This window comes from Pontixanthobacter gangjinensis, from assembly GCF_009827545.1.
Lineage (GTDB): Bacteria > Pseudomonadota > Alphaproteobacteria > Sphingomonadales > Sphingomonadaceae > Pontixanthobacter > Pontixanthobacter gangjinensis.
This window is the reverse complement of the sequence record NZ_WTYS01000001.1, coordinates 1,502,174-1,519,705: the sequence shown is the minus strand read 5'-3', so window position 1 is coordinate 1,519,705 and position 17,532 is coordinate 1,502,174. Positions and strand designations below refer to the sequence as shown.

Below are 17,532 nucleotides of genomic sequence, written 5' to 3'. Positions count from 1 at the left end.
GGAAAGAATAATGGCTGACCATTCATACGATTACGATTGCCTAGTTATTGGCGCTGGCCCCGGCGGCTATGTCGCTGCTATCCGTGCGGCGCAGCTTGGGCTGAAAACAGCCTGCGTGGAAAGCCGCGAAACGCTTGGCGGAACCTGCCTCAATGTCGGGTGCATCCCATCCAAAGCGATGCTGCACGCTTCTGAACTGTTCGATGAAGCCCAAAACGGTCATATGGCGGCATGGGGCATTACCGCGAATGCCAAGCTCGATCTTGGCGTAATGCAGGCTGAAAAAGTCAAAGCTGTCGGCGAATTGACAGGCGGTATCGAGTTCTTGTTCAAAAAGAACAAAGTCACGTGGATTAAGGGCCACGCGACCTTCAAAGACGGCCATACAGTGACTGTCGGCAAAGACACGCACACTGCGAAAGACATCATTATCGCGACTGGTTCCAACGTCACGCCCTTGCCAGGCGTTGAGGTCGACAATGCAAAAGGCCGGATTGTCGATTCCACCGGCGCATTGGAGCTTTCCGAGGTGCCCGAGCATCTGGTCGTCATCGGTGGCGGTGTTATCGGGTTAGAGCTTGGCTCTGTCTGGCGCCGCCTCGGTGCGAAGGTCACCGTAGTTGAATATCTTGATATGCTGCTCCCCGGAATGGACACTGATGTCCGCAAGGAAGCTGGAAAGATATTCAAGAAACAAGGCATGGATCTGAAGCTGAAGAGCAAGGTCACTGGTGCTTCTGTCAAAGGCAAGAAAGTCACTTTGACTGTCGAGCCAGCATCTGGCGGCGATGAAACAACCATCGAAGCAAGCCATGTGCTCGTTTCCATAGGTCGCCGCCCAAACACCGACAAGCTAGGACTCGATGCCATCGGCATTGAAACCAACAAGCGCGGTCAGATCGAAACCGACCATGATTTCCGCACCAAGATCGAGGGCGTTTGGGCCATCGGCGATGTCGTGCCCGGCCCAATGCTCGCGCATAAAGCCGAGGACGAAGGCATAGCTTGCGCAGAGAACGTCGCAGGCCAGACTGGCATCATCAACCATGCGGTCATTCCAGGTGTCGTCTACACCATGCCAGAATTCGCCGACGTCGGATTGACCGAAGACGAAGCGAAAGAAGCAGGCCATACAGTGAAAGTCGGCAAGTTCCCGATGATGGCCAACAGCCGCGCGAAGGCAAACCGCGATACCGATGGCTTTGTGAAAGTCATCGCCGATGCAGAAACCGACCGTGTGCTGGGCGTGCATATCGTCGCCAGCCTTGCCGGAACCATGATCGCAGAGGCAGCGGTGGCGATGGAATTCGGCGCGACATCCGAAGATATTGCCTACACTTGCCACGCTCACCCGACCCACGCAGAAGCGCTGAAAGAGGCGGCGATGGCGGTTCAGGGCAAGCCGATCCATATGTAGGATATGACTATGCGAGCAAGGCTAACGGAACGCATTCCAGCCTTGCTCGCGCTCGCCATTCCAACGATTGCCGGGCTTGCATATTTGTTAGCTCAGGGCGCGCCTTTGCAATATGTCATTGTGAATGGAGCAGCTCTGGCATTGGCGATGCTGTGGATTGTCATCGGCTTTAGGCCGTCCACAGGACGAGTAGCACAGGCCATAATATTTACTCTCTTGGGGCTGCTGTACCTCCCATTTGTCAGCGACATATCCATGAACGGGGTTGCGCGGTGGTTACCGGCGGGGCCGTTTATTCTGAATTCAGGAGCCTTTGCCTTTCCCGCATTGGCGGTGCTTGCAGCTTCAAACCGTGAAATTGCACCAGTCATACTGTTCACGTCGCTGGTTGCGGCATTTCTTCAACCAGACGCGGCGCTGGGGTTCGCCATACTTTTTGCCGCTGCCGGGCTACACGATGTTACAAAGGATTGGCGGCTAGGCGTGATTGCGGTCGTGGCATTCTTTGCGAGCATTTCGATGGCTCTGCGCGGTGAACTGCCACCGCAAGACTTCGCCGAACGCGTGGTAGCCGACTTGGTCATGACAGCGCCACTGCTCGCCGCCGCACTGGTAATTGCTTGGATCACAAGCATGATCATGATCGCGCAAGCTGCGCCGATGGAACGCGGCGAGCGCTTCGCGCTGAGCGGCGCATTATTTGGCTTTGCCTTGATGGCGATACTGTCGCATTATCCAAGCATATTGATCGGCTATGGCGCGTCACCAATTCTCGGCTTCGGATTTGCGCTCGGCCTGATACAAACAAACAGCGAGCCCGCGTGTCGCGAACAGGATCGAGGAACCGTCCCATGACATACACCCAATTGACCAAGGAACCCGGCGCGCTCGAACTCGCTGCGCAGATTCGTAAGGGTGACATTTCCCCACTGGAGGCGGTCGAGGCGGCAATTGCACGGGTCGAGGCGCTTGATGGCCCGATAAACGCGGTGCCAGTACGCGATTTTGATCGGGCTCGGGATTTGGCCAGAGCGGCTGATGGCAAAGCTCCTGCAAGTGACCAACCACTTTTCGGCGTACCCATGACGATCAAAGAAAGTTTCGACATTGCCGGCCTCCCAACCACTTGGGGTCACGAACAGTTCAAGGGCAATGTCGCGAAGCGCGATGCCAAGCTCGTAACTCAACTCAAATCGGCAGGGGCGATCTTGATCGGGAAAAGCAATGTCCCGCCCGATCTGTCCGACTGGCAATCGAACAACCCCGCTTACGGCCGGACACATAATCCGCATGACTTGGCGCGTAGCCCGGGCGGTTCATCAGGCGGCGCAGCGGCGGCCGTCGCGGCGGGAATGGTACCTTGCGATTATGGCACCGACATTGGCGGGTCGGTCCGCGTACCAGCGCATTTTTGCGGCGTCTGGGGTCACAAATCGAGCTGGGGTCTGATCAGCAAACACGGCCATGATCACCCTGCAATGGCTGGAAGCGACGGGCATGACGGTGTGTTGTCTATTGCAGGGCCGATTGCGCGAAATGCGGATGATCTGGATGCCTTGATGCGGATTACCGCAATGATGCCGCTACGCGAACCTCATAAACCGCTTAAGGATTGCAAGTTTCTGCTCGTCGCCGATCAGGATGCAAGCCCGGTCGATGCCGCTGTCAAAGGAGCGATGCATGCAGCGGTTTCAGAGCTTGATAAAGCAGGGGTTTCAGTCGATTATTCGAGCGACTTGCTTCCAGACCTCAAGGCCCAGCACAGCGATTATATGCGGATGCTCGCAATTGCGATGGCGCGCGGAATGCCCGGCCCTGACGGAGAGCGAGCCACCGCAACAGACTGGTTCAATCTGCTCGACTTGCAGGCACGATCAGAAATTGCCTGGGCGCACTTGTTTGAAAGTTACGATTTTGTGATTGCCCCACCTGCCCCAATTGTTGCCTTCGCTCATGACGATACGCCGGTCCGCGAACGCAAAGTGATGATTGACGGGGCAGAGCGTGATTTTGCCGAAGTCTTCGCTTGGGCGGGAATTTCGACTTTCCCGAATCTGCCAAGTACGGTCCTGCCCGTTGGCCAAGGCGACGGGATGCCGACCGGAATCCAGATTATCGGTCCACGCTGGTCTGATCTGGATTGTATTGCTACGGCGCGCGGAATTGGTGAGCTTCTTCACAGTTAGAAATTCAGGATTGGCTGCGTGATGGCGAAAAAACTTTGGATGCAGCGGTTCGCCAAATGGCACATCTGGCTTGGTTGGCTAGTTGGCGTGCCAGTGGTAATGTGGACCGTCACCGGCTTGGTAATGGTCGCGAAGCCGATTGAGGAAGTGCGTGGCAACCATTTACGCGAAGAAGCCGAAGAACAGGCTTTGCCCTCCGATACCAACATCGCAGTTATCCTGCCCGATAGAAGCGACAAGCCTGTAAGATCGGTAACAACCGCCATGCAGGGCAAGCGACCGATCACGTCTTTCGCGTATATGGACGGTTCAATTGAGCGCTTTGGGCCCGATGGAAGCCTGTTGCCACTCGTCGGCGAGGTGGAAGCACGAATTATCGTCGCGGACCAGATAGTTGGCGGCGATAAAGTCGTCAGCTCCGCCTTTTTTAGAAAGGACGCCGTTCCGTTTGATTTCCGGCGCGAAATGCCCGTCTGGCAAATTGCGTTGGAGGATGGCACGCATGTCTATGTCAATCAGCAAACTGGCGAGATTGCCGCCGTAAGAACCCAGTGGTGGCGGTTGTTTGATTTCATGTGGGGCCTACACATAATGGATTTGCAGGACCGCGAAGATACCTCGCATCCAATCCTGATCCTGTTTGCGGCGCTAGGCGTCATTGGCTCATTGCTAGGCTGCATTTTGATGTTCCGCCGCAGGAAGGCCCGGGTAAATGCTTGAACCGGCGATCATATTGACGCCAGTGCTCGATATTCTCGATCTGCTTGGAGTCGCGATTTTTGCGCTATCAGGCGCTTTGTTGGCTGCGAAGGAGCGGCAAACATTTGTAACGATGGCCTTCTTCGCGCTTATTACCGGTGTAGGCGGAGGCACGGTTCGCGATCTTTTGGTCGATGCTCCGGTTTTCTGGGTTTCCGACGCATGGGTTGCAGCGATCTGCCTGATAACCGCGATCATCGCTTGGTTCACACCGACACGGTGGTGGGATGGAAAGCTGATGGACTTTGCCGATGGATTGGGCCTGACCGCCTATGCGGTTTTAGGAGCATCGAAGGCGCTATCTTACGGTATACCGCCAATTCCGGCGATCCTGATGGGCATCATAACAGGCTGTATTGGCGGCGTAATTCGTGATGTTGTCGCAGGTAAACCATCGATATTGATGAAGCCAGAGCTTTACGTGACCGCAGCCGCGCTGTCGGCCAGCCTGTGCGTCGGCGGTTTGCTGCTGGGGCTGCCCAACCCTGTCACTTGGGGGATAGCGACCGCCGCTGGCTTCTCCTTGAGAAGTGCGGCGATCAGCTGGAACCTCGCTCTTCCCTCATACCGCGAAGGTCAGGACGGGATCCAGGAGGGCGAGTAGACGGCTAGCTTAACCGCCCAGGCTATCTTCCTCATATTCAGGTTCGCCATCAACAGGGCCGCCCGGATAGGCAGGTTGCGGACCGGAAGGCTCTACACCAGCGAAGTCAGCCGGGGCATCATCCCCGTCAACATGGTTCCATGCCTCGGCATAGGTTGCATTATCATATTGGCGATCTTCAACCGGTACCGATTGGTAAGCGCCGGATTGATATGATGCAGCTCTTTGTCCGTAAGATACATTGCCAATCCGGCCTTCGTTGTCGATCTGACAGCTGAACCCTTCGCCGTTATAAAGCGTGCCAGCCACGGTCCAACCTTCACCATTGCGAACGACATTATCAACCGAGTCGACGCGGACATCGCGCTCAATCTCACGCATGCACATATCTACTGCACGGTCGATGCCTTGACCGCCGCCTGCGCGGCTGTTGCTGGCTGGTTGGCGGTAATTCGGGGCCTGATCACGGTACCGGCGATCATTGCGATTGTTACGCGAAGCTGCGTTCGCCACCGCGGCAATCCCGCCCAAAATCAGGACGCCCGCGATAACATCACCAGCATCCACCCGGTCGCGGCGATAGCGGCGGTGACGCTCTGCATTCATCGCATCACCATCCCATTGGACCACGCCAACTGGCGCAGATTGTACAGAATTGACCGGGAATTCCGCAGCGGAAACCGGGCTAGCGGACATCGACAAGGCGGCGGCGAAGGCTGTGCCAGCGGAGAATTGTTTGAAACGGGTCATAATGATTGCCCCAAATTGCGAGCAGCTTTGCTCAATTGATGTCAATGTGACTAGGCGGTCCAGGCTTGCTTCAGCCTGAACCGCCCAGTGCTGGTTAATTATCATGAACTTCGATGATCAATTTCAACGAAGGCCACGAATGCCGTTGTAACTTAGGCCAACGACCCGGCCGCGAGAAAAGTCACACCTGAACGTTCCGGCATCATTCCGATAGCCGCGACGATGCTGGTTATAGCCCCGACGATCCTGACGGTCATACCGGTCACCCCGATTGTAATCCCGATTGTAATCCCGATTGTACCCGCGGTTGCTGTAACCCCGCGAGCCATCGACCACGATACGACCCTTGACGCTCCAGCCACCCCGACGTTTATCGACGTCCCGGATTTGGGTTACGTCCGCGAAGCGATAGCCAGCTCTGTGAGCATCCCGCTCGGCGGCGGCAACACATTGTTGCACAGCCCGGCGTCCATTGCCGCGACGATTGTAATTCTGGCGATTGTCGCGGTCACGGTAGCTATACCGGTCGCGGTCACGATTGCCCGAAGATAGTACAGCGGCGATACCGCCAAGGATTACCGCTCCGGCAATGATTTCGCCGGTGGAAATGCCATCATCGTTACGATCACGGGCAAAGGCCGGTGCGGCGGAAGTCATTGCCATCGCGCCAGCGGCGATGGTTCCGGCTAGGGCTTTGGGAATGGTCTTCATGATTAGTTCCTTCATGATGCCGAGGCGACAATGCCTTGGCTTCACAAGTGGTCTAGGCGATTCGCCTTGATCTGAGCCTGAATTGGCTTTGCAGCTGATGTTCAGAAAAGTGTTAGATTTTATGAACGCAGTCAACTTTCGAGCGAAGCAAGCACATCCTTGGTGAAAGCAGCGATGTCGAACCGGCTACCCACAGGATCTTCTCCTCGGCGAACAATCACGATGTCTTTGCTTGGAACAACCACCACATATTGCCCCCGATTGCCGAAAGCGGCGAAAGCGTCAGCCGGAACGCCGTCAGACTTGTTCATCAGCCACCACCCTGCACCATATCCAAACGGCCCGTCAGGCTGGGGGCCGGAGGGAGCCGATATATACTTCACCCAACCCTCGGGCAGGATGCGCTCGCCCTCCCACACACCGTCTTGGAGGTGAAGCTGCCCCAGATCGGCGAGGTCCTCCGCCGTGGTCCAAACTTGGCTCGACAGGATATAGTCTCCTGCCCAATCAGTTTCCGCGACGGTGTTCTTCATACCGACCGAGATAAAAAAAGCTTCCGGATCAAAATCCGAAAATCGATCGCTAATTGCTTTAATCGCCATCAACGTGTCGTTGTTAGCATAGCGGAATACGGTACCCGGCTGCCGGATAAGCGGCCAGTTCGTCGCAGTCTCTTCAACCGTCGAACCACCTGCGTAAAGCGGATCTGTGCGGTTGCCTGGCGTATCAGTGTATCGCCCTGAGGCCATGCGCAGCAGATGATCAACACTAATCTGGCTGCGAGCATCGTCCTTCCACTCACTGCGCAACATCGGAGCGTTGACGTCGATTTGCCCCTTGTGCACCGCCACACCAACTAACGTCGCGGCGATGCTCTTAGCGACCGACCATGTGCGTTGCGGAGTGCGCGGACTGTATCCACCGATCATATCTTCAAACGACTTTGCATCGCTATTCAATGGCGAGACGTAGCGCGAATAACGGCGCCCCTTACTTTGGATAACGACAGCAGTAGTGCGCGCGCCTTCACCATAAGTGCCATCAAACGCCCGATCGACCTCAGTCCTGAGGCTAAGATTCGACGTGCCGAAGATCATCATTGGCGGAAAAGCTGGCGCTCCATCGGAGAGCCGCGGAAAATCTTCAGGAAGCGCTCTTTCAGGAGGCAAATCGGTTCCCGCTGGCTCTGGCGCAACGCCAATCGGGGCCAATCGGCAGCCGTCCTTGTATGACGCTCTGGCATAACGAGGGGGCATATCCTCAGCCCAATCGACCTCGACATGGCTAATCGGGCCTTCCTTCGCCCGTACCACGCGATGTTCGAGTTTCCGAATGATTGGATCGATCTCCGGATAAACACCCGTTAGCTCCCAAGCCACCACGCTGTTAACCCCGCGGTTCACACCGCTGCGTTCTGCATTGGCAATCGCGCTGCACAAAAACAGCGCCTTGTATCCAGCGGCAAGCGCACGGTCATAACGGGCGTCCAGTTGATCCTGCTGGCTTTGGGCTGCAACGGTGCTGGCAAAGAAAACGCTGCCAAGCAGCGCGCCGGAAAATAAAGCTTTTCGTATCATGCCAACGGTCTGCCTCGCACGCCAGCATGAGTCAAAACGAAAAGGGCCGAAGGATCTCTCCTCCGGCCCACTCGGTGATTGTTTGGAAGTCCGCGCTTACGCGTCTTCGAATTCTTCTTCGTCGGCATTCATTGCCGGGCCGCTGTCCTTGCCCTTGGCATCGACATCGCGGTCAACGAATTCGATAATGGCGAGAGGAGCACTGTCGCTTCCGCGATAGCCGGCCTTGATGATGCGGGTGTAGCCGCCATCACGGTCGGAATAACGCTCTGCCAGAATGTCGAACAATTTCTTCAATTGGGTTTCGTCGAGCAAACGGGCTTGCGCCAGACGGCGGTTCGAAAGGCCGCCACGCTTTGCCAGCGTAATCAGCTTCTCGATGTAAGGACGCAATTCCTTCGCCTTGGGCAAAGTTGTCGAGATTTGCTCATGCTTGATCAGCGCAGCAGACATATTGCGGAAAAGAGCCTTACGGTGGCCAGTTTTACGGCTCAGCGTGCGCTGTGATAGACCGTGACGCATAATTCATTCCTTCTGTGTTGCTGACTGTTCTTGGCGGAAAAGCGCAAGCGCCATGTCCTGAACATATCAGCCGTTCGTTATGGGCCCGTATCAGGTAGCCCGTAGCTGGTGACTATTCGGGGCCATCACCGTCGCCCTTTTGTAAGCCCCGGCTCTCGCCGGGGCTTATCAATCAAATTAACCCAGCAGCTCTTGTTCGAGCTTCTTGGCCATTTCTTCGATATTCTCAGGCGGCCAACCGGGGATGTCCATGCCGAGGCGTAGACCCATGCTGGAAAGCACTTCCTTGATCTCGTTGAGCGACTTGCGGCCAAAGTTTGGCGTACGCAGCATCTCGGCTTCGGTCTTCTGGACCAGATCGCCGATGTAGATGATGTTGTCGTTCTTGAGGCAGTTTGCCGAACGAACCGATAGTTCCAACTCGTCGACCTTCTTGAGAAGGTAGCGGTTAAGCTGGTTCGCATCGCTTTCTTCTGGCTGCGCTGCAACACCGATCATTGCTGATGGAGCTTGCGGCACGCCGTCTTCGAAGTGGACGAACAAGGTCAGCTGATCCTGCAGGATGCGCGCAGCATACGCCACAGCATCTTCAGGGGCGACAGTGCCGTCTGTTTCGACAGTCAGCGACAATTTGTCAAAGTCGAGTTCCTGACCAACGCGGGCCTTCTCAACTTTGTAGCTGACCTGACGCACAGGCGAATAGAGCGAATCAACCGGGATCAAACCGATCGGCGCATCGGCCGGGCGGTTTTGGACAGCCGGAACATAGCCGCTGCCGATGTCGGCAGTCAGTTCCATGTTGAAAGTCGCGCCTTCATCGAGATGACAGATCACAAGATCCTTGTTCATCACTTCAATGTCGCCAGTAACAGCAATATCGCCGGCCTTGATTTCAGCAGGGCCAGTCGCGGAAAGCTGAAGCCGTTTGGGACCTTCGCCTTCCATCTTGAGCGCGATTTGCTTCACGTTCAGGACGATGTCGGTTACATCTTCACGAACGCCGGCAAGCGACGAGAATTCATGAAGCACGTTCTCGATCTTGATCGAGGTAATTGCAGCACCCTGAAGGCTTGAAAGCAGAACCCGGCGCAAGGCGTTGCCGAGCGTGAGGCCGAAGCCGCGCTCGAGTGGTTCTGCGATAAAGGTGGCCTTGCGAGTCTTGTCGCCGCCTTCCTTAATCTCGAGGGTGTTGGGTTTCTTGAGTTCCTGCCAGTTCTTGGTGTTGACGGACATGAAATTCCCCTGGGTTCGAATGCGGACTGGACCGAAGCGCTGAGTGATGGGCTCTCAACGCATCCGGTCCGGAAAACTTGGCGGCCCCGAGTGGACCGCCAGAAAACGATGGATCAGACGCGGCGACGCTTTGAAGGCCGAACCCCATTATGTGGGATTGGCGTAACGTCGCGGATCGAAGTGATCGTGAAGCCGACGGCTGCGAGACCGCGCAACGCGCTCTCACGGCCAGAGCCGGGGCCCTTCACTTCTACTTCGAGTGTCCGAACACCGTGCTCGGCGGCTTTCTTGCCGGCGTCATCTGCTGCAACTTGTGCAGCATAAGGCGTCGACTTGCGGCTACCTTTGAAACCCATCGTGCCTGCGCTAGACCAACTGATAGCGTTGCCCTGTGCGTCGGTGATGGTAATCATTGTGTTGTTGAAGCTGGCGTTGATATGAGCGACGCCACTAGAAATATTTTTCTTGTCGCGCTTCCTAATCCGGCCTGGTTCGCGTGCCATATTATCGGTATCCTATTTTCTGAAAGAAGAGAGCGTAAGTGCGGGTTACCGCAGCTTACTTCTTCTTGCCCGCGATGGGCTTCGCCTTACCCTTGCGGGTACGGGCGTTGGTGTGCGTGCGCTGTCCGCGAACGGGCAGACCATTACGATGACGAAGGCCGCGATAGGACCGAAGGTCCATCAGGCGCTTGATGTTCATCGAAGTGTCGCGGCGCAAATCACCTTCGACCTGATGTTCAGCATCAATCGTTTCACGAATCGAAAGGACTTCTGCGTCCGATAGATCCTGCACCCGTCGGGAGTGATCGATGCCAAGCTTGGTGGCGATATCAACGGCCGTTGTCCGGCCGATTCCGTGAATATAGGTCAGCGCGATGATCACGCGCTTATTTGTGGGGAGGTTTACCCCGGCAATACGAGCCACTTAATTCTCCATGCTCCACAGGGGATCACACTGATTTCCGCTTACCGGAAAGGGCGTGCCCCTATCTCATAGCGTTAATTCATTCAGCAGTTTTGGGCTTGCTAACGCAAAAAGCCCGGTTGGCGCACAAAAGGCTGTGGCCTGCCGGACTAACCCGAGACTGTCGAACGAAGGCCGCGCTTAAAAGGATTCGCCCGTCAGGTCAACAGGCAAACGGTCCCTTGGTGCACCACGCTTCGCAACAGCGGGGCAAATGGGGCGCCCGACCGGCGTTTCAAGGGGTTACTACCTGAAAGCAGAAACCCGAATCTTGCCGGTCGCGCTCCTCATTCAGCGTTATACGACCCCAAACGCCAGCATCGCGTCAGCAACCTTTTTGAAGCCCGCGATGTTCGCACCCTTCACATAGTCGACATAGCCGTTGCCATCGTCACCATATTCAACGCATTTGCCATGAATACCTTCCATCAACTCGGTCAGCATATCGCCAAGACGCTCCTGATTCCAACTGATGCGCTCTGCATTCTGGCTCATTTCGAGGCCTGAAACAGCGACCCCGCCAGCATTAGCCGCCTTGCCGGGGCCATACATGATTTTCGCATCGTGGAAGACATGCACGCCTTCCAGCGTGGTCGGCATGTTCGCGCCTTCGGACACGCCCTGCACGCCATTCGCAACAAGCGACTTGGCTTCTTCCTCATTGAGCTCGTTCTGGGTCGCACAGGGGAGCGCCAGATCACAGGTCACATCCCATGGCCGTTTACCTTCGTGGAAAGATGCGCCGGTAAAGTGATCAGCATATTCGCTGATGCGGCCACGCTTAACTGTCTTGAGGTGCTTGACCCAGTCGATTTTTTCTTGAGTCATTCCGTCCGGATCATGGATGAAGCCGCCGCTATCAGACAGCGTCAGCACTTTGCCGCCAAGCTGGGTAATTTTCTCCGCGGCGTGGGTTGCGACATTACCGGATCCTGAAATGACTGCAGTTTTCCCCTCAATGTCCTGCCCCTTATGCTTGAGCATGTTCTGGAGGAAATACACAGCGCCGTAACCGGTCGCCTCGGGCCGCATTTGGGAACCGCCATATTCGATGGCCTTGCCGGTTAATACACCTTCCCAGCGATTCGTGATGCGCTTGTACTGGCCGAACATATAGCCGATTTCACGGCCGCCAACGCCGATGTCGCCTGCGGGAACGTCGGTATCAGGGCCAATATGACGATAGAGCTCGGTCATAAAACTCTGGCAGAAACGCATGACTTCGCTGTCGCTCTTGCCTCTCGGATTGAAGTTGGAACCGCCCTTCCCTCCACCCATTGGCAGCCCGGTCAGCGAGTTTTTGAAAGTTTGTTCGAAAGCGAGGAATTTCAAAACACTCTCTGTCACACTCGGGTGGAAACGAATTCCGCCCTTATAGGGGCCGATGGCGTTGTTGTTCTGGACCCGCCACCCACGCTGGACACGGATATTGTGATTATCGTCCTCCCAACACACGCGGAACGAAATCACACGGTCGGGCTCTGCAATACGGCGGAGGATCTGGGCGGCGTGATATTCTTCTTTATCGTCGATGAATGCGTAAACATCCTGTGCAACTTCTTGAACAGCCTGAATAAATTCAGTCTGACCTGGATTGCGCTTCGTGACGCCTTCCATAAAGGTTGATAGGTCTACGTGGTCAGATACAGCCATAATTGCCCCCTCTCGGCGTTGAACGCAGCGAAAAACGCCCCGCACTAAATTTATAGCAACCCACCTTTGGCACGATGTCCGCACACAAATGGCGACTCGCACTCTTGTTTATGGAACCATGGTAGCGCCCTTTGCGCCCCAGCCAAGCAAACGTTGAAAACTTAATCGCCGTCGGACAGATCACCAAATGCCTCATCGACCGAGATTTTGGGATCTTTGGGGTCTGCTTTTTCTTCTACGGACTCCGGGTCAGCATCTGGCTCGGCATCGTCATTTGTCGCATCGGCATTGTCCGGCGTCGCCGCTCCTTTCGGTGCTTCAACAACCCCAAGCAATTCGGCCAAACCGCTCAATTGCTGGCTCATGACACCATCGACCGCTTTCGAGATCACCGGCACCTTGAAGCGCATAAATCCGGCTACTGCATATTCAAACACGATACGGGTGCCCTCGCCGGTCTCTGAAAGTGTTATGGTCATGATGCCCTGAACCGGCTCGCTTTGCAGCGGCCCGAGGCTGCCGCGCATCCTTAATGCTTGATCGGGAATGGAAAGAATTACCGACATATGTTCGACGCTGCCGCCTAAGCCTACTTTAGTCGCTGTGTCTTCGGCTGGAATCCGCTCGCAGAAACACCCCCCACCTTGCGGGGTCAGGATCATATTCGATGAATCGCCAGAGAATGTATGGGCCGAATTCCACCATTTTCCTGGTGAGATTAACGCGAGCCAAGTCTCACGCAAATCGGCCTTCACTACGGCGCTATCGCGCGTCACAAATGCCGCATCGGTTTGCGCCACAATTTCAGCCTGAGCTGGGCTAGCAAACAGGCAAGCGATTGCCGAAGCAAAGATGGCAAACTTCTTCATTATCAACTCTCCGTATCGCGGCTCTATTCCACGCGGCGAATGAGTTGAAAAGGGGGGGCGCTGTATTATGCCCTGCCCCGCGCAAAGCCTACTGTGCTAGAATTGCGTCGAGCGAGGCGGTCACTTCATCGATGCTCGCCATACCGTCGACCCGCGAAACAATGCCGCGTTCTTCATAGATGGGAAGAATGGGCGCGGTTTTGGCGCGATATTCCTGCATGCGGTTGCGCACCGTTTCCTCGTTGTCGTCAGGCCTCCGCTTAAATTCGGTAGACCCACATTTATCACAAACGCCGTCAGCTACGGGCATCTTATAACGATCGTGATAACCCTCGCCGCACTTGCCACAAGTAAAGCGGCCAGTGATCCGATCAACCAGAGCGTCTTCATTAACTTCAAGCTCAATTACATGATCAAGCTTACGCCCGTGCTTCTCAAGTATTTCATCGAGGGAATGCGCCTGGGGCTGTGTTCGAGGATAGCCATCAAAGATTGCGCCAACATCGGCAGCCATGCTTCCAAGCTTCGCATCGATCATTGCCGAGACAATTTCGTCCGAGACCAGACCGCCAGAATCCATTACGTCGGCGACTTGGCGCCCAAGCTCCGTATCCGCCTTCCGGGTTTCGCGTAGCATGTCTCCGGTAGACAATTGGAGCATGCCGTGGCGCTCCTCAAGATTGGTTGCCTGAGTGCCTTTGCCGGCTCCCGGAGGTCCCAGAAGAATAATATTCACGCAAGACACCCCTGATTGCTCAAATTACGCTTATTCCCCGGGCCACCGCCTTAGCGGTTGCGGCCCTTCAGCTTCGCCTTCTTGATAAGATCACCATATTGGTGCGCCAAGAGGTGCGACTGAATCTGACTGATCGTATCCACGGTTACGTTCACGACGATCAATAAGCTGGTGCCGCCAAGGAACAATGGAATGCCGGTTTGGGCAATTACATATTCAGGAATAACACAGACAGCAGTCAGATAGATCGCGCCCACCGTGGTGATACGCGTCAGAACATAATCTAGATAATCCGCCGTGCGCTTGCCCGGACGAATGCCAGGAATGAAACCGCCATTCTTCTTCAAATTATCCGCTGTCTCTTCAGGATTGAAGACAACCGCAGTGTAGAAGAAGCAGAAAAAGATAATTCCCGCTGCATAGAGGCCCATATATAATGGCTGGCCGTGCTGAAGATATTGCAGAACTTGCTGCAAGAAACTTCCTCCACCCGAGCTGGTATCGAGCGAAGATCCCGCAAACTGCGTTATCGTAAGCGGCAACAGTAGCAATGAACTCGCGAAGATAGGCGGGATAACGCCAGCGGTGTTCAGCTTCAAAGGAAGGTGCGAGCGATCAGCCTGCATCATTCCGCGCGCACTAGCCCGCTTGGGATACTGAATGAGCAAACGGCGCTGTGCCCGTTCAAAGAAGCAGATCACAAGGATAAGGCCGATGACCATAACACTGAAACCGATAATGAGACCCGCCCCGATCTGCCCCGAACGACCACCCTCGAGCATGTTCGAAACGAAGGTCGGGAACTGCGCGACGATACCCGCCATAATGATCAGTGAAACGCCATTACCAATGCCGCGGCTAGTAATCTGTTCACCGAGCCACAGCAAAAACATCGTGCCACCAACAAGACTGATTACAGCGCCGACACGGAACATATATCCGGGGTCTACCACCGCTGCAATTCCACTAGAGGCACCAAATGCCTCTAGGCCTGCCGCCAAGAACCATCCCTGGATCGCGCACAGAAACACAGTACCGTAACGCGTATATTGGTTTAGTTTCTGACGGCCAGTCTGCCCCTCTTTCTTCAGTGCAGCGAGTGTCGGGTGTAGTGACGAGGCCATCTGCACAACAATCGAAGCGGTAATGTAGGGCATGACACCGAGAGCGATAAGGCTCATCCGCTCCAGGCTTCCGCCAGTAAAGGCGTTTAGCAGATCTGTCACACCGCCCTGCGTCCGTTCAGCCAGAATAGCCAAGGCCTTGGGGTTAACCCCAGGAAGCGGCACAAAACTGAGGAAGCGAAAAACGATGAGCGCGCCGATTGTGAACCAGATACGGCTCTTTAGCTCGGTTGCTTTCGAGAAATTGGCGAGGCTTAAATTGCTCGCAATATTATCGGCGCGTGATGCCATGGTAAGTACTTGATCCTAACGATGCGCCGGCTGTCCACAGAATGGGGCGCCAGCATGGAGAGGATACATAGGGAGCAAGAGGCCCGATGTCGAACCCCTCGCTCTCCTATTTAACCAATTATTTCGCCTTAGCGGCCTTCTCGCGCTCGTGCGCTTTGCCTTTAGGGGCTTTGTCGCCCTGACCACCATCATGCTTAGGAGCCGGAAGAACTTCAACCGAACCGCCAGCCTTTTCAATTGCTTCGATCGCGCCCTTAGACGCGCCATTAACAATCATTTTGACCTTGGCAGTGATTTCGCCCTTGCCGAGCAGACGAACGCCGTCTTTTCCGCCCTTAGCGAGACCCGCTGCACGAAGCGCAACAATGTCGAGGTCGTTCTTGATGTCGATCTTCTTGGCATCAATGAACTTCTGGATCATGCCAATGTTCACTTCTGCAAAATCTTTACCGAACGGGTTGTTAAAACCGCGCTTCGGCAGACGCATGTGAAGTGGCATTTGGCCGCCTTCAAAGCCCTTAACTGCAACACCTGAACGTGATTTTTGACCTTTTTGGCCACGGCCAGCTGTCTTGCCCTTGCCGGAACCGATACCGCGGCCAACACGGATGCGGGTCTTACGGGCACCCGGATTATCTCTGAGTTCGTTAAGTTTCATGTCGTGGCACTCGCTTTCGCTTTCTAGGCCCCAAAAAGGGGTTCGCGCTAATAGGAAGTGGCCCGGTACATAGCCGGGCCACTCAATTCAATAACAAAATCAGTTCAATCGACGACAGCAACCATGTGCGGCAGCTTGGCGATCGCTCCACGAACTTCCGGAGTATCCTGAAGCTCGACGATTTTGTTCATCTTATTAAGGCCAAGGCCGATAAGAATCTGGCGCTGTTTACTGGGCCGGCGGATTGGCGAACCAATCTGCTTGATCTTGATGGATTTCTTGTCTGCCATCTATCTTACTCCGCTACGGCTGCAGCATCGGCCTCAGCCTCTGCTTCGCTAGCGCCACCACGGCTGAGAAGATCTGCGACCTTCTTGCCACGACGCTGAGCAACCGACTTAGGTGAAGTCTGATTGGCCAACGCATCAAAAGTAGCGCGGATCATGTTATAGGGGTTCGACGTGCCGTTGGACTTGGTCACAACGTCGGCAACACCCAGACTCTCGAACACAGCACGCATTGGACCGCCAGCGATGATGCCGGTACCAGGAGGCGCTGTCCGAACCACCACTTTACCGGCGCCGAAACGGCCCTTGGCGTCATGGTGAAGGGTACGGCCTTCTTTCAAAGCGACACGGATCATTTTCTTCTTGGCAGCTGCGGTAGCCTTAGTAATGGCTTCTGGCACTTCACGCGCCTTGCCTTTACCGAAGCCAACGCGGCCTGCGCCGTCACCGACCACAACCAACGCAGCAAAACCGAAGCGCTTACCGCCCTTAACAGTCTTGGAGACGCGGTTAATGTGGACCAGCTTTTCAGCGATGCCATCATCGGGTTCGTCACGGCCGCCACGGCGATTGTTGTCACGACCGCCACGGCCACCGCGGTTGTTACCGCCGCCTTGGTTGCCGCCACCGCGGTTGTTACCGCCGCCACGATTGTTACCGCCACGACCACGTGGGGCCGCATCGGCACCAGCAGGCGCTTGCTCCGTAGGAGCAGGAGGTGCGTCCGCCACAGGCGTTTTCACTTCAGCCGCAACTTCAACCCCGGGAGTTTCTGCAGCAGCAGGTGCTGTGTCTTCAACCTTCGGTGCTTCAGCTTCTGGCGTATTCTTTTCGTCAGCCATAATCAGAACTCCAGCCCGCCTTCGCGGGCGGCATCGGCCAGCGCTTTCACGCGGCCATGGAAAAGGAAACCACCGCGATCGAACACGACAGTTGTGACACCAGCCTTCTTGGCTGCAGCAGCGATATCTTTGCCGACGGTTACGGCTGCATCGACATTCGCACCCGAAGCCTTCGCACCAAGCGTCGATGCGGCTGCAACAGTGCGGCCATCATGGTCGTTGATGATTTGGGCATAGATGTGACGTCCGGTGCGATGCACCGAAAGACGCGGACGATCGCCAGCGCGGCTGCGCAACGCCGTGCGGACACGGCGACGACGGCGTTCAAAGAGAGATAGTTTAGCCAT

The 17,532-nt window shown here is 55.6% G+C and carries 20 protein-coding genes; 5 read left to right on the top strand and 15 right to left on the bottom strand.

The window, feature by feature from the left end; translation table 11 throughout:
- Positions 1-10: 10 nt before the first annotated feature.
- The 5 genes from lpdA to GRI36_RS07185 are packed head-to-tail and all read left to right on the top strand — an operon-like array spanning position 11 to position 4,966.
- Positions 11-1,417, top strand: coding sequence for a dihydrolipoyl dehydrogenase (gene lpdA, locus GRI36_RS07205; protein ID WP_160597844.1), 1,407 nt, complete (start codon positions 11-13; stop codon positions 1,415-1,417).
- Between the two features lie 9 nt (positions 1,418-1,426).
- Positions 1,427-2,272 (top strand): class-II aminoacyl-tRNA synthetase family protein, encoded by an 846-nt coding sequence (locus tag GRI36_RS07200; RefSeq protein ID WP_160597843.1) that lies wholly within the window; start codon positions 1,427-1,429, stop codon positions 2,270-2,272.
- The gene (locus tag GRI36_RS07195) at positions 2,269-3,603 is read left to right on the top strand and encodes an amidase family protein (RefSeq protein WP_160597842.1); all 1,335 of its coding nucleotides are present in this window, start codon (positions 2,269-2,271) and stop codon (positions 3,601-3,603) included. Before GRI36_RS07200 ends, GRI36_RS07195 begins: the two co-directional genes overlap by 4 nt.
- A 21-nt stretch (positions 3,604-3,624) precedes the next feature.
- Positions 3,625-4,323 (top strand): PepSY domain-containing protein, encoded by a 699-nt coding sequence (locus tag GRI36_RS07190; protein WP_160597841.1) that lies wholly within the window; start codon positions 3,625-3,627, stop codon positions 4,321-4,323.
- A complete protein-coding gene (locus tag GRI36_RS07185; RefSeq protein WP_160597840.1) occupies positions 4,316-4,966 on the top strand; it encodes a trimeric intracellular cation channel family protein in 651 nt (216 codons plus the stop codon). The genes GRI36_RS07190 and GRI36_RS07185 overlap by 8 nt, the downstream gene beginning before the upstream one ends.
- Positions 4,967-4,975: 9 nt before the next feature.
- Here GRI36_RS07185 and GRI36_RS13720 read toward each other — a convergent pair whose 3' ends face one another.
- The 15 genes from GRI36_RS13720 to rplR form a co-directional block, all read right to left on the bottom strand.
- The gene (locus tag GRI36_RS13720) at positions 4,976-5,716 is read right to left on the bottom strand and encodes a hypothetical protein (RefSeq protein ID WP_202392137.1); all 741 of its coding nucleotides are present in this window, start codon (positions 5,714-5,716) and stop codon (positions 4,976-4,978) included.
- Positions 5,717-5,839: 123 nt separating this feature from the next.
- Positions 5,840-6,427 (bottom strand): hypothetical protein, encoded by a 588-nt coding sequence (locus GRI36_RS07180; protein ID WP_160597839.1) that lies wholly within the window; start codon positions 6,425-6,427, stop codon positions 5,840-5,842.
- A gap of 131 nt (positions 6,428-6,558) precedes the next feature.
- Positions 6,559-8,004: a serine hydrolase domain-containing protein gene (locus GRI36_RS07175; RefSeq protein WP_160597838.1), complete on the bottom strand. Its 1,446-nt coding sequence runs from the start codon at positions 8,002-8,004 to the stop codon at positions 6,559-6,561.
- Between the two features lie 96 nt (positions 8,005-8,100).
- On the bottom strand, positions 8,101-8,526 hold the full coding sequence (rplQ, locus tag GRI36_RS07170; protein ID WP_160597837.1) for a 50S ribosomal protein L17: 426 nt from the start codon (positions 8,524-8,526) through the stop codon (positions 8,101-8,103).
- Positions 8,527-8,703: 177 nt separating this feature from the next.
- A complete protein-coding gene (locus GRI36_RS07165) occupies positions 8,704-9,759 on the bottom strand; it encodes a DNA-directed RNA polymerase subunit alpha (protein ID WP_160597836.1) in 1,056 nt (351 codons plus the stop codon).
- Positions 9,760-9,872: 113 nt separating this feature from the next.
- Positions 9,873-10,262, bottom strand: a complete 390-nt coding sequence (gene rpsK / locus GRI36_RS07160; RefSeq protein WP_160597835.1) for a 30S ribosomal protein S11 — start codon at positions 10,260-10,262, stop codon at positions 9,873-9,875.
- 55 nt (positions 10,263-10,317) lie between these two features.
- Positions 10,318-10,686 (bottom strand): 30S ribosomal protein S13, encoded by a 369-nt coding sequence (gene rpsM, locus GRI36_RS07155; protein ID WP_160597834.1) that lies wholly within the window; start codon positions 10,684-10,686, stop codon positions 10,318-10,320.
- Positions 10,687-11,022: 336 nt separating this feature from the next.
- Positions 11,023-12,378: an NADP-specific glutamate dehydrogenase gene (gdhA, locus tag GRI36_RS07150; protein WP_160597833.1), complete on the bottom strand. Its 1,356-nt coding sequence runs from the start codon at positions 12,376-12,378 to the stop codon at positions 11,023-11,025.
- 161 nt (positions 12,379-12,539) lie between these two features.
- Entirely contained in the window at positions 12,540-13,247 is a 708-nt protein-coding gene (locus GRI36_RS07145) for an SRPBCC family protein (RefSeq protein WP_160597832.1), read from the bottom strand.
- A gap of 88 nt (positions 13,248-13,335) precedes the next feature.
- Positions 13,336-13,983, bottom strand: a complete 648-nt coding sequence (locus GRI36_RS07140; RefSeq protein WP_160597831.1) for an adenylate kinase — start codon at positions 13,981-13,983, stop codon at positions 13,336-13,338.
- Positions 13,984-14,033: 50 nt separating this feature from the next.
- A complete protein-coding gene (secY, locus tag GRI36_RS07135) occupies positions 14,034-15,398 on the bottom strand; it encodes a preprotein translocase subunit SecY (RefSeq protein WP_160597830.1) in 1,365 nt (454 codons plus the stop codon).
- Positions 15,399-15,516: 118 nt separating this feature from the next.
- Positions 15,517-16,056 (bottom strand): 50S ribosomal protein L15, encoded by a 540-nt coding sequence (gene rplO, locus GRI36_RS07130; RefSeq protein WP_160597829.1) that lies wholly within the window; start codon positions 16,054-16,056, stop codon positions 15,517-15,519.
- A gap of 104 nt (positions 16,057-16,160) precedes the next feature.
- Positions 16,161-16,346 carry a 50S ribosomal protein L30 gene (gene rpmD, locus GRI36_RS07125; protein ID WP_160597828.1) on the bottom strand — a complete coding sequence of 62 codons (186 nt, stop codon included), beginning with the start codon at positions 16,344-16,346 and terminating at the stop codon, positions 16,161-16,163.
- 5 nt (positions 16,347-16,351) lie between these two features.
- The gene (rpsE, locus tag GRI36_RS13860) at positions 16,352-17,188 is read right to left on the bottom strand and encodes a 30S ribosomal protein S5 (RefSeq protein ID WP_328598411.1); all 837 of its coding nucleotides are present in this window, start codon (positions 17,186-17,188) and stop codon (positions 16,352-16,354) included.
- Positions 17,188-17,532: a 50S ribosomal protein L18 gene (gene rplR, locus GRI36_RS07115; RefSeq protein ID WP_160597827.1), complete on the bottom strand. Its 345-nt coding sequence runs from the start codon at positions 17,530-17,532 to the stop codon at positions 17,188-17,190. The genes rpsE and rplR overlap by 1 nt, the downstream gene beginning before the upstream one ends.

What these genes read in the sequence shown, in the direction of transcription:
- secY (WP_160597830.1), bottom strand. Translation starts at nt 15,398, where the DNA reads ATGGCATCACGCGCCGATAATATTGCGAGCAATTTAAGCCTCGCCAAT.
- GRI36_RS07195 (WP_160597842.1), top strand. Translation starts at nt 2,269, where the DNA reads ATGACATACACCCAATTGACCAAGGAACCCGGCGCGCTCGAACTCGCT.
- GRI36_RS07185 (WP_160597840.1), top strand. Translation starts at nt 4,316, where the DNA reads ATGCTTGAACCGGCGATCATATTGACGCCAGTGCTCGATATTCTCGAT.
- GRI36_RS07165 (WP_160597836.1), bottom strand. Translation starts at nt 9,759, where the DNA reads ATGTCCGTCAACACCAAGAACTGGCAGGAACTCAAGAAACCCAACACC.
- GRI36_RS07175 (WP_160597838.1), bottom strand. Translation starts at nt 8,004, where the DNA reads ATGATACGAAAAGCTTTATTTTCCGGCGCGCTGCTTGGCAGCGTTTTC.
- GRI36_RS07200 (WP_160597843.1), top strand. Translation starts at nt 1,427, where the DNA reads ATGCGAGCAAGGCTAACGGAACGCATTCCAGCCTTGCTCGCGCTCGCC.
- rpmD (WP_160597828.1), bottom strand. Translation starts at nt 16,346, where the DNA reads ATGGCAGACAAGAAATCCATCAAGATCAAGCAGATTGGTTCGCCAATC.
- GRI36_RS07180 (WP_160597839.1), bottom strand. Translation starts at nt 6,427, where the DNA reads ATGAAGACCATTCCCAAAGCCCTAGCCGGAACCATCGCCGCTGGCGCG.
- rpsK (WP_160597835.1), bottom strand. Translation starts at nt 10,262, where the DNA reads ATGGCACGCGAACCAGGCCGGATTAGGAAGCGCGACAAGAAAAATATT.
- rplO (WP_160597829.1), bottom strand. Translation starts at nt 16,056, where the DNA reads ATGAAACTTAACGAACTCAGAGATAATCCGGGTGCCCGTAAGACCCGC.
- rplR (WP_160597827.1), bottom strand. Translation starts at nt 17,532, where the DNA reads ATGGCTAAACTATCTCTCTTTGAACGCCGTCGTCGCCGTGTCCGCACG.
- GRI36_RS07190 (WP_160597841.1), top strand. Translation starts at nt 3,625, where the DNA reads ATGGCGAAAAAACTTTGGATGCAGCGGTTCGCCAAATGGCACATCTGG.
- lpdA (WP_160597844.1), top strand. Translation starts at nt 11, where the DNA reads ATGGCTGACCATTCATACGATTACGATTGCCTAGTTATTGGCGCTGGC.
- rplQ (WP_160597837.1), bottom strand. Translation starts at nt 8,526, where the DNA reads ATGCGTCACGGTCTATCACAGCGCACGCTGAGCCGTAAAACTGGCCAC.
- GRI36_RS07145 (WP_160597832.1), bottom strand. Translation starts at nt 13,247, where the DNA reads ATGAAGAAGTTTGCCATCTTTGCTTCGGCAATCGCTTGCCTGTTTGCT.
- GRI36_RS13720 (WP_202392137.1), bottom strand. Translation starts at nt 5,716, where the DNA reads ATGACCCGTTTCAAACAATTCTCCGCTGGCACAGCCTTCGCCGCCGCC.
- gdhA (WP_160597833.1), bottom strand. Translation starts at nt 12,378, where the DNA reads ATGGCTGTATCTGACCACGTAGACCTATCAACCTTTATGGAAGGCGTC.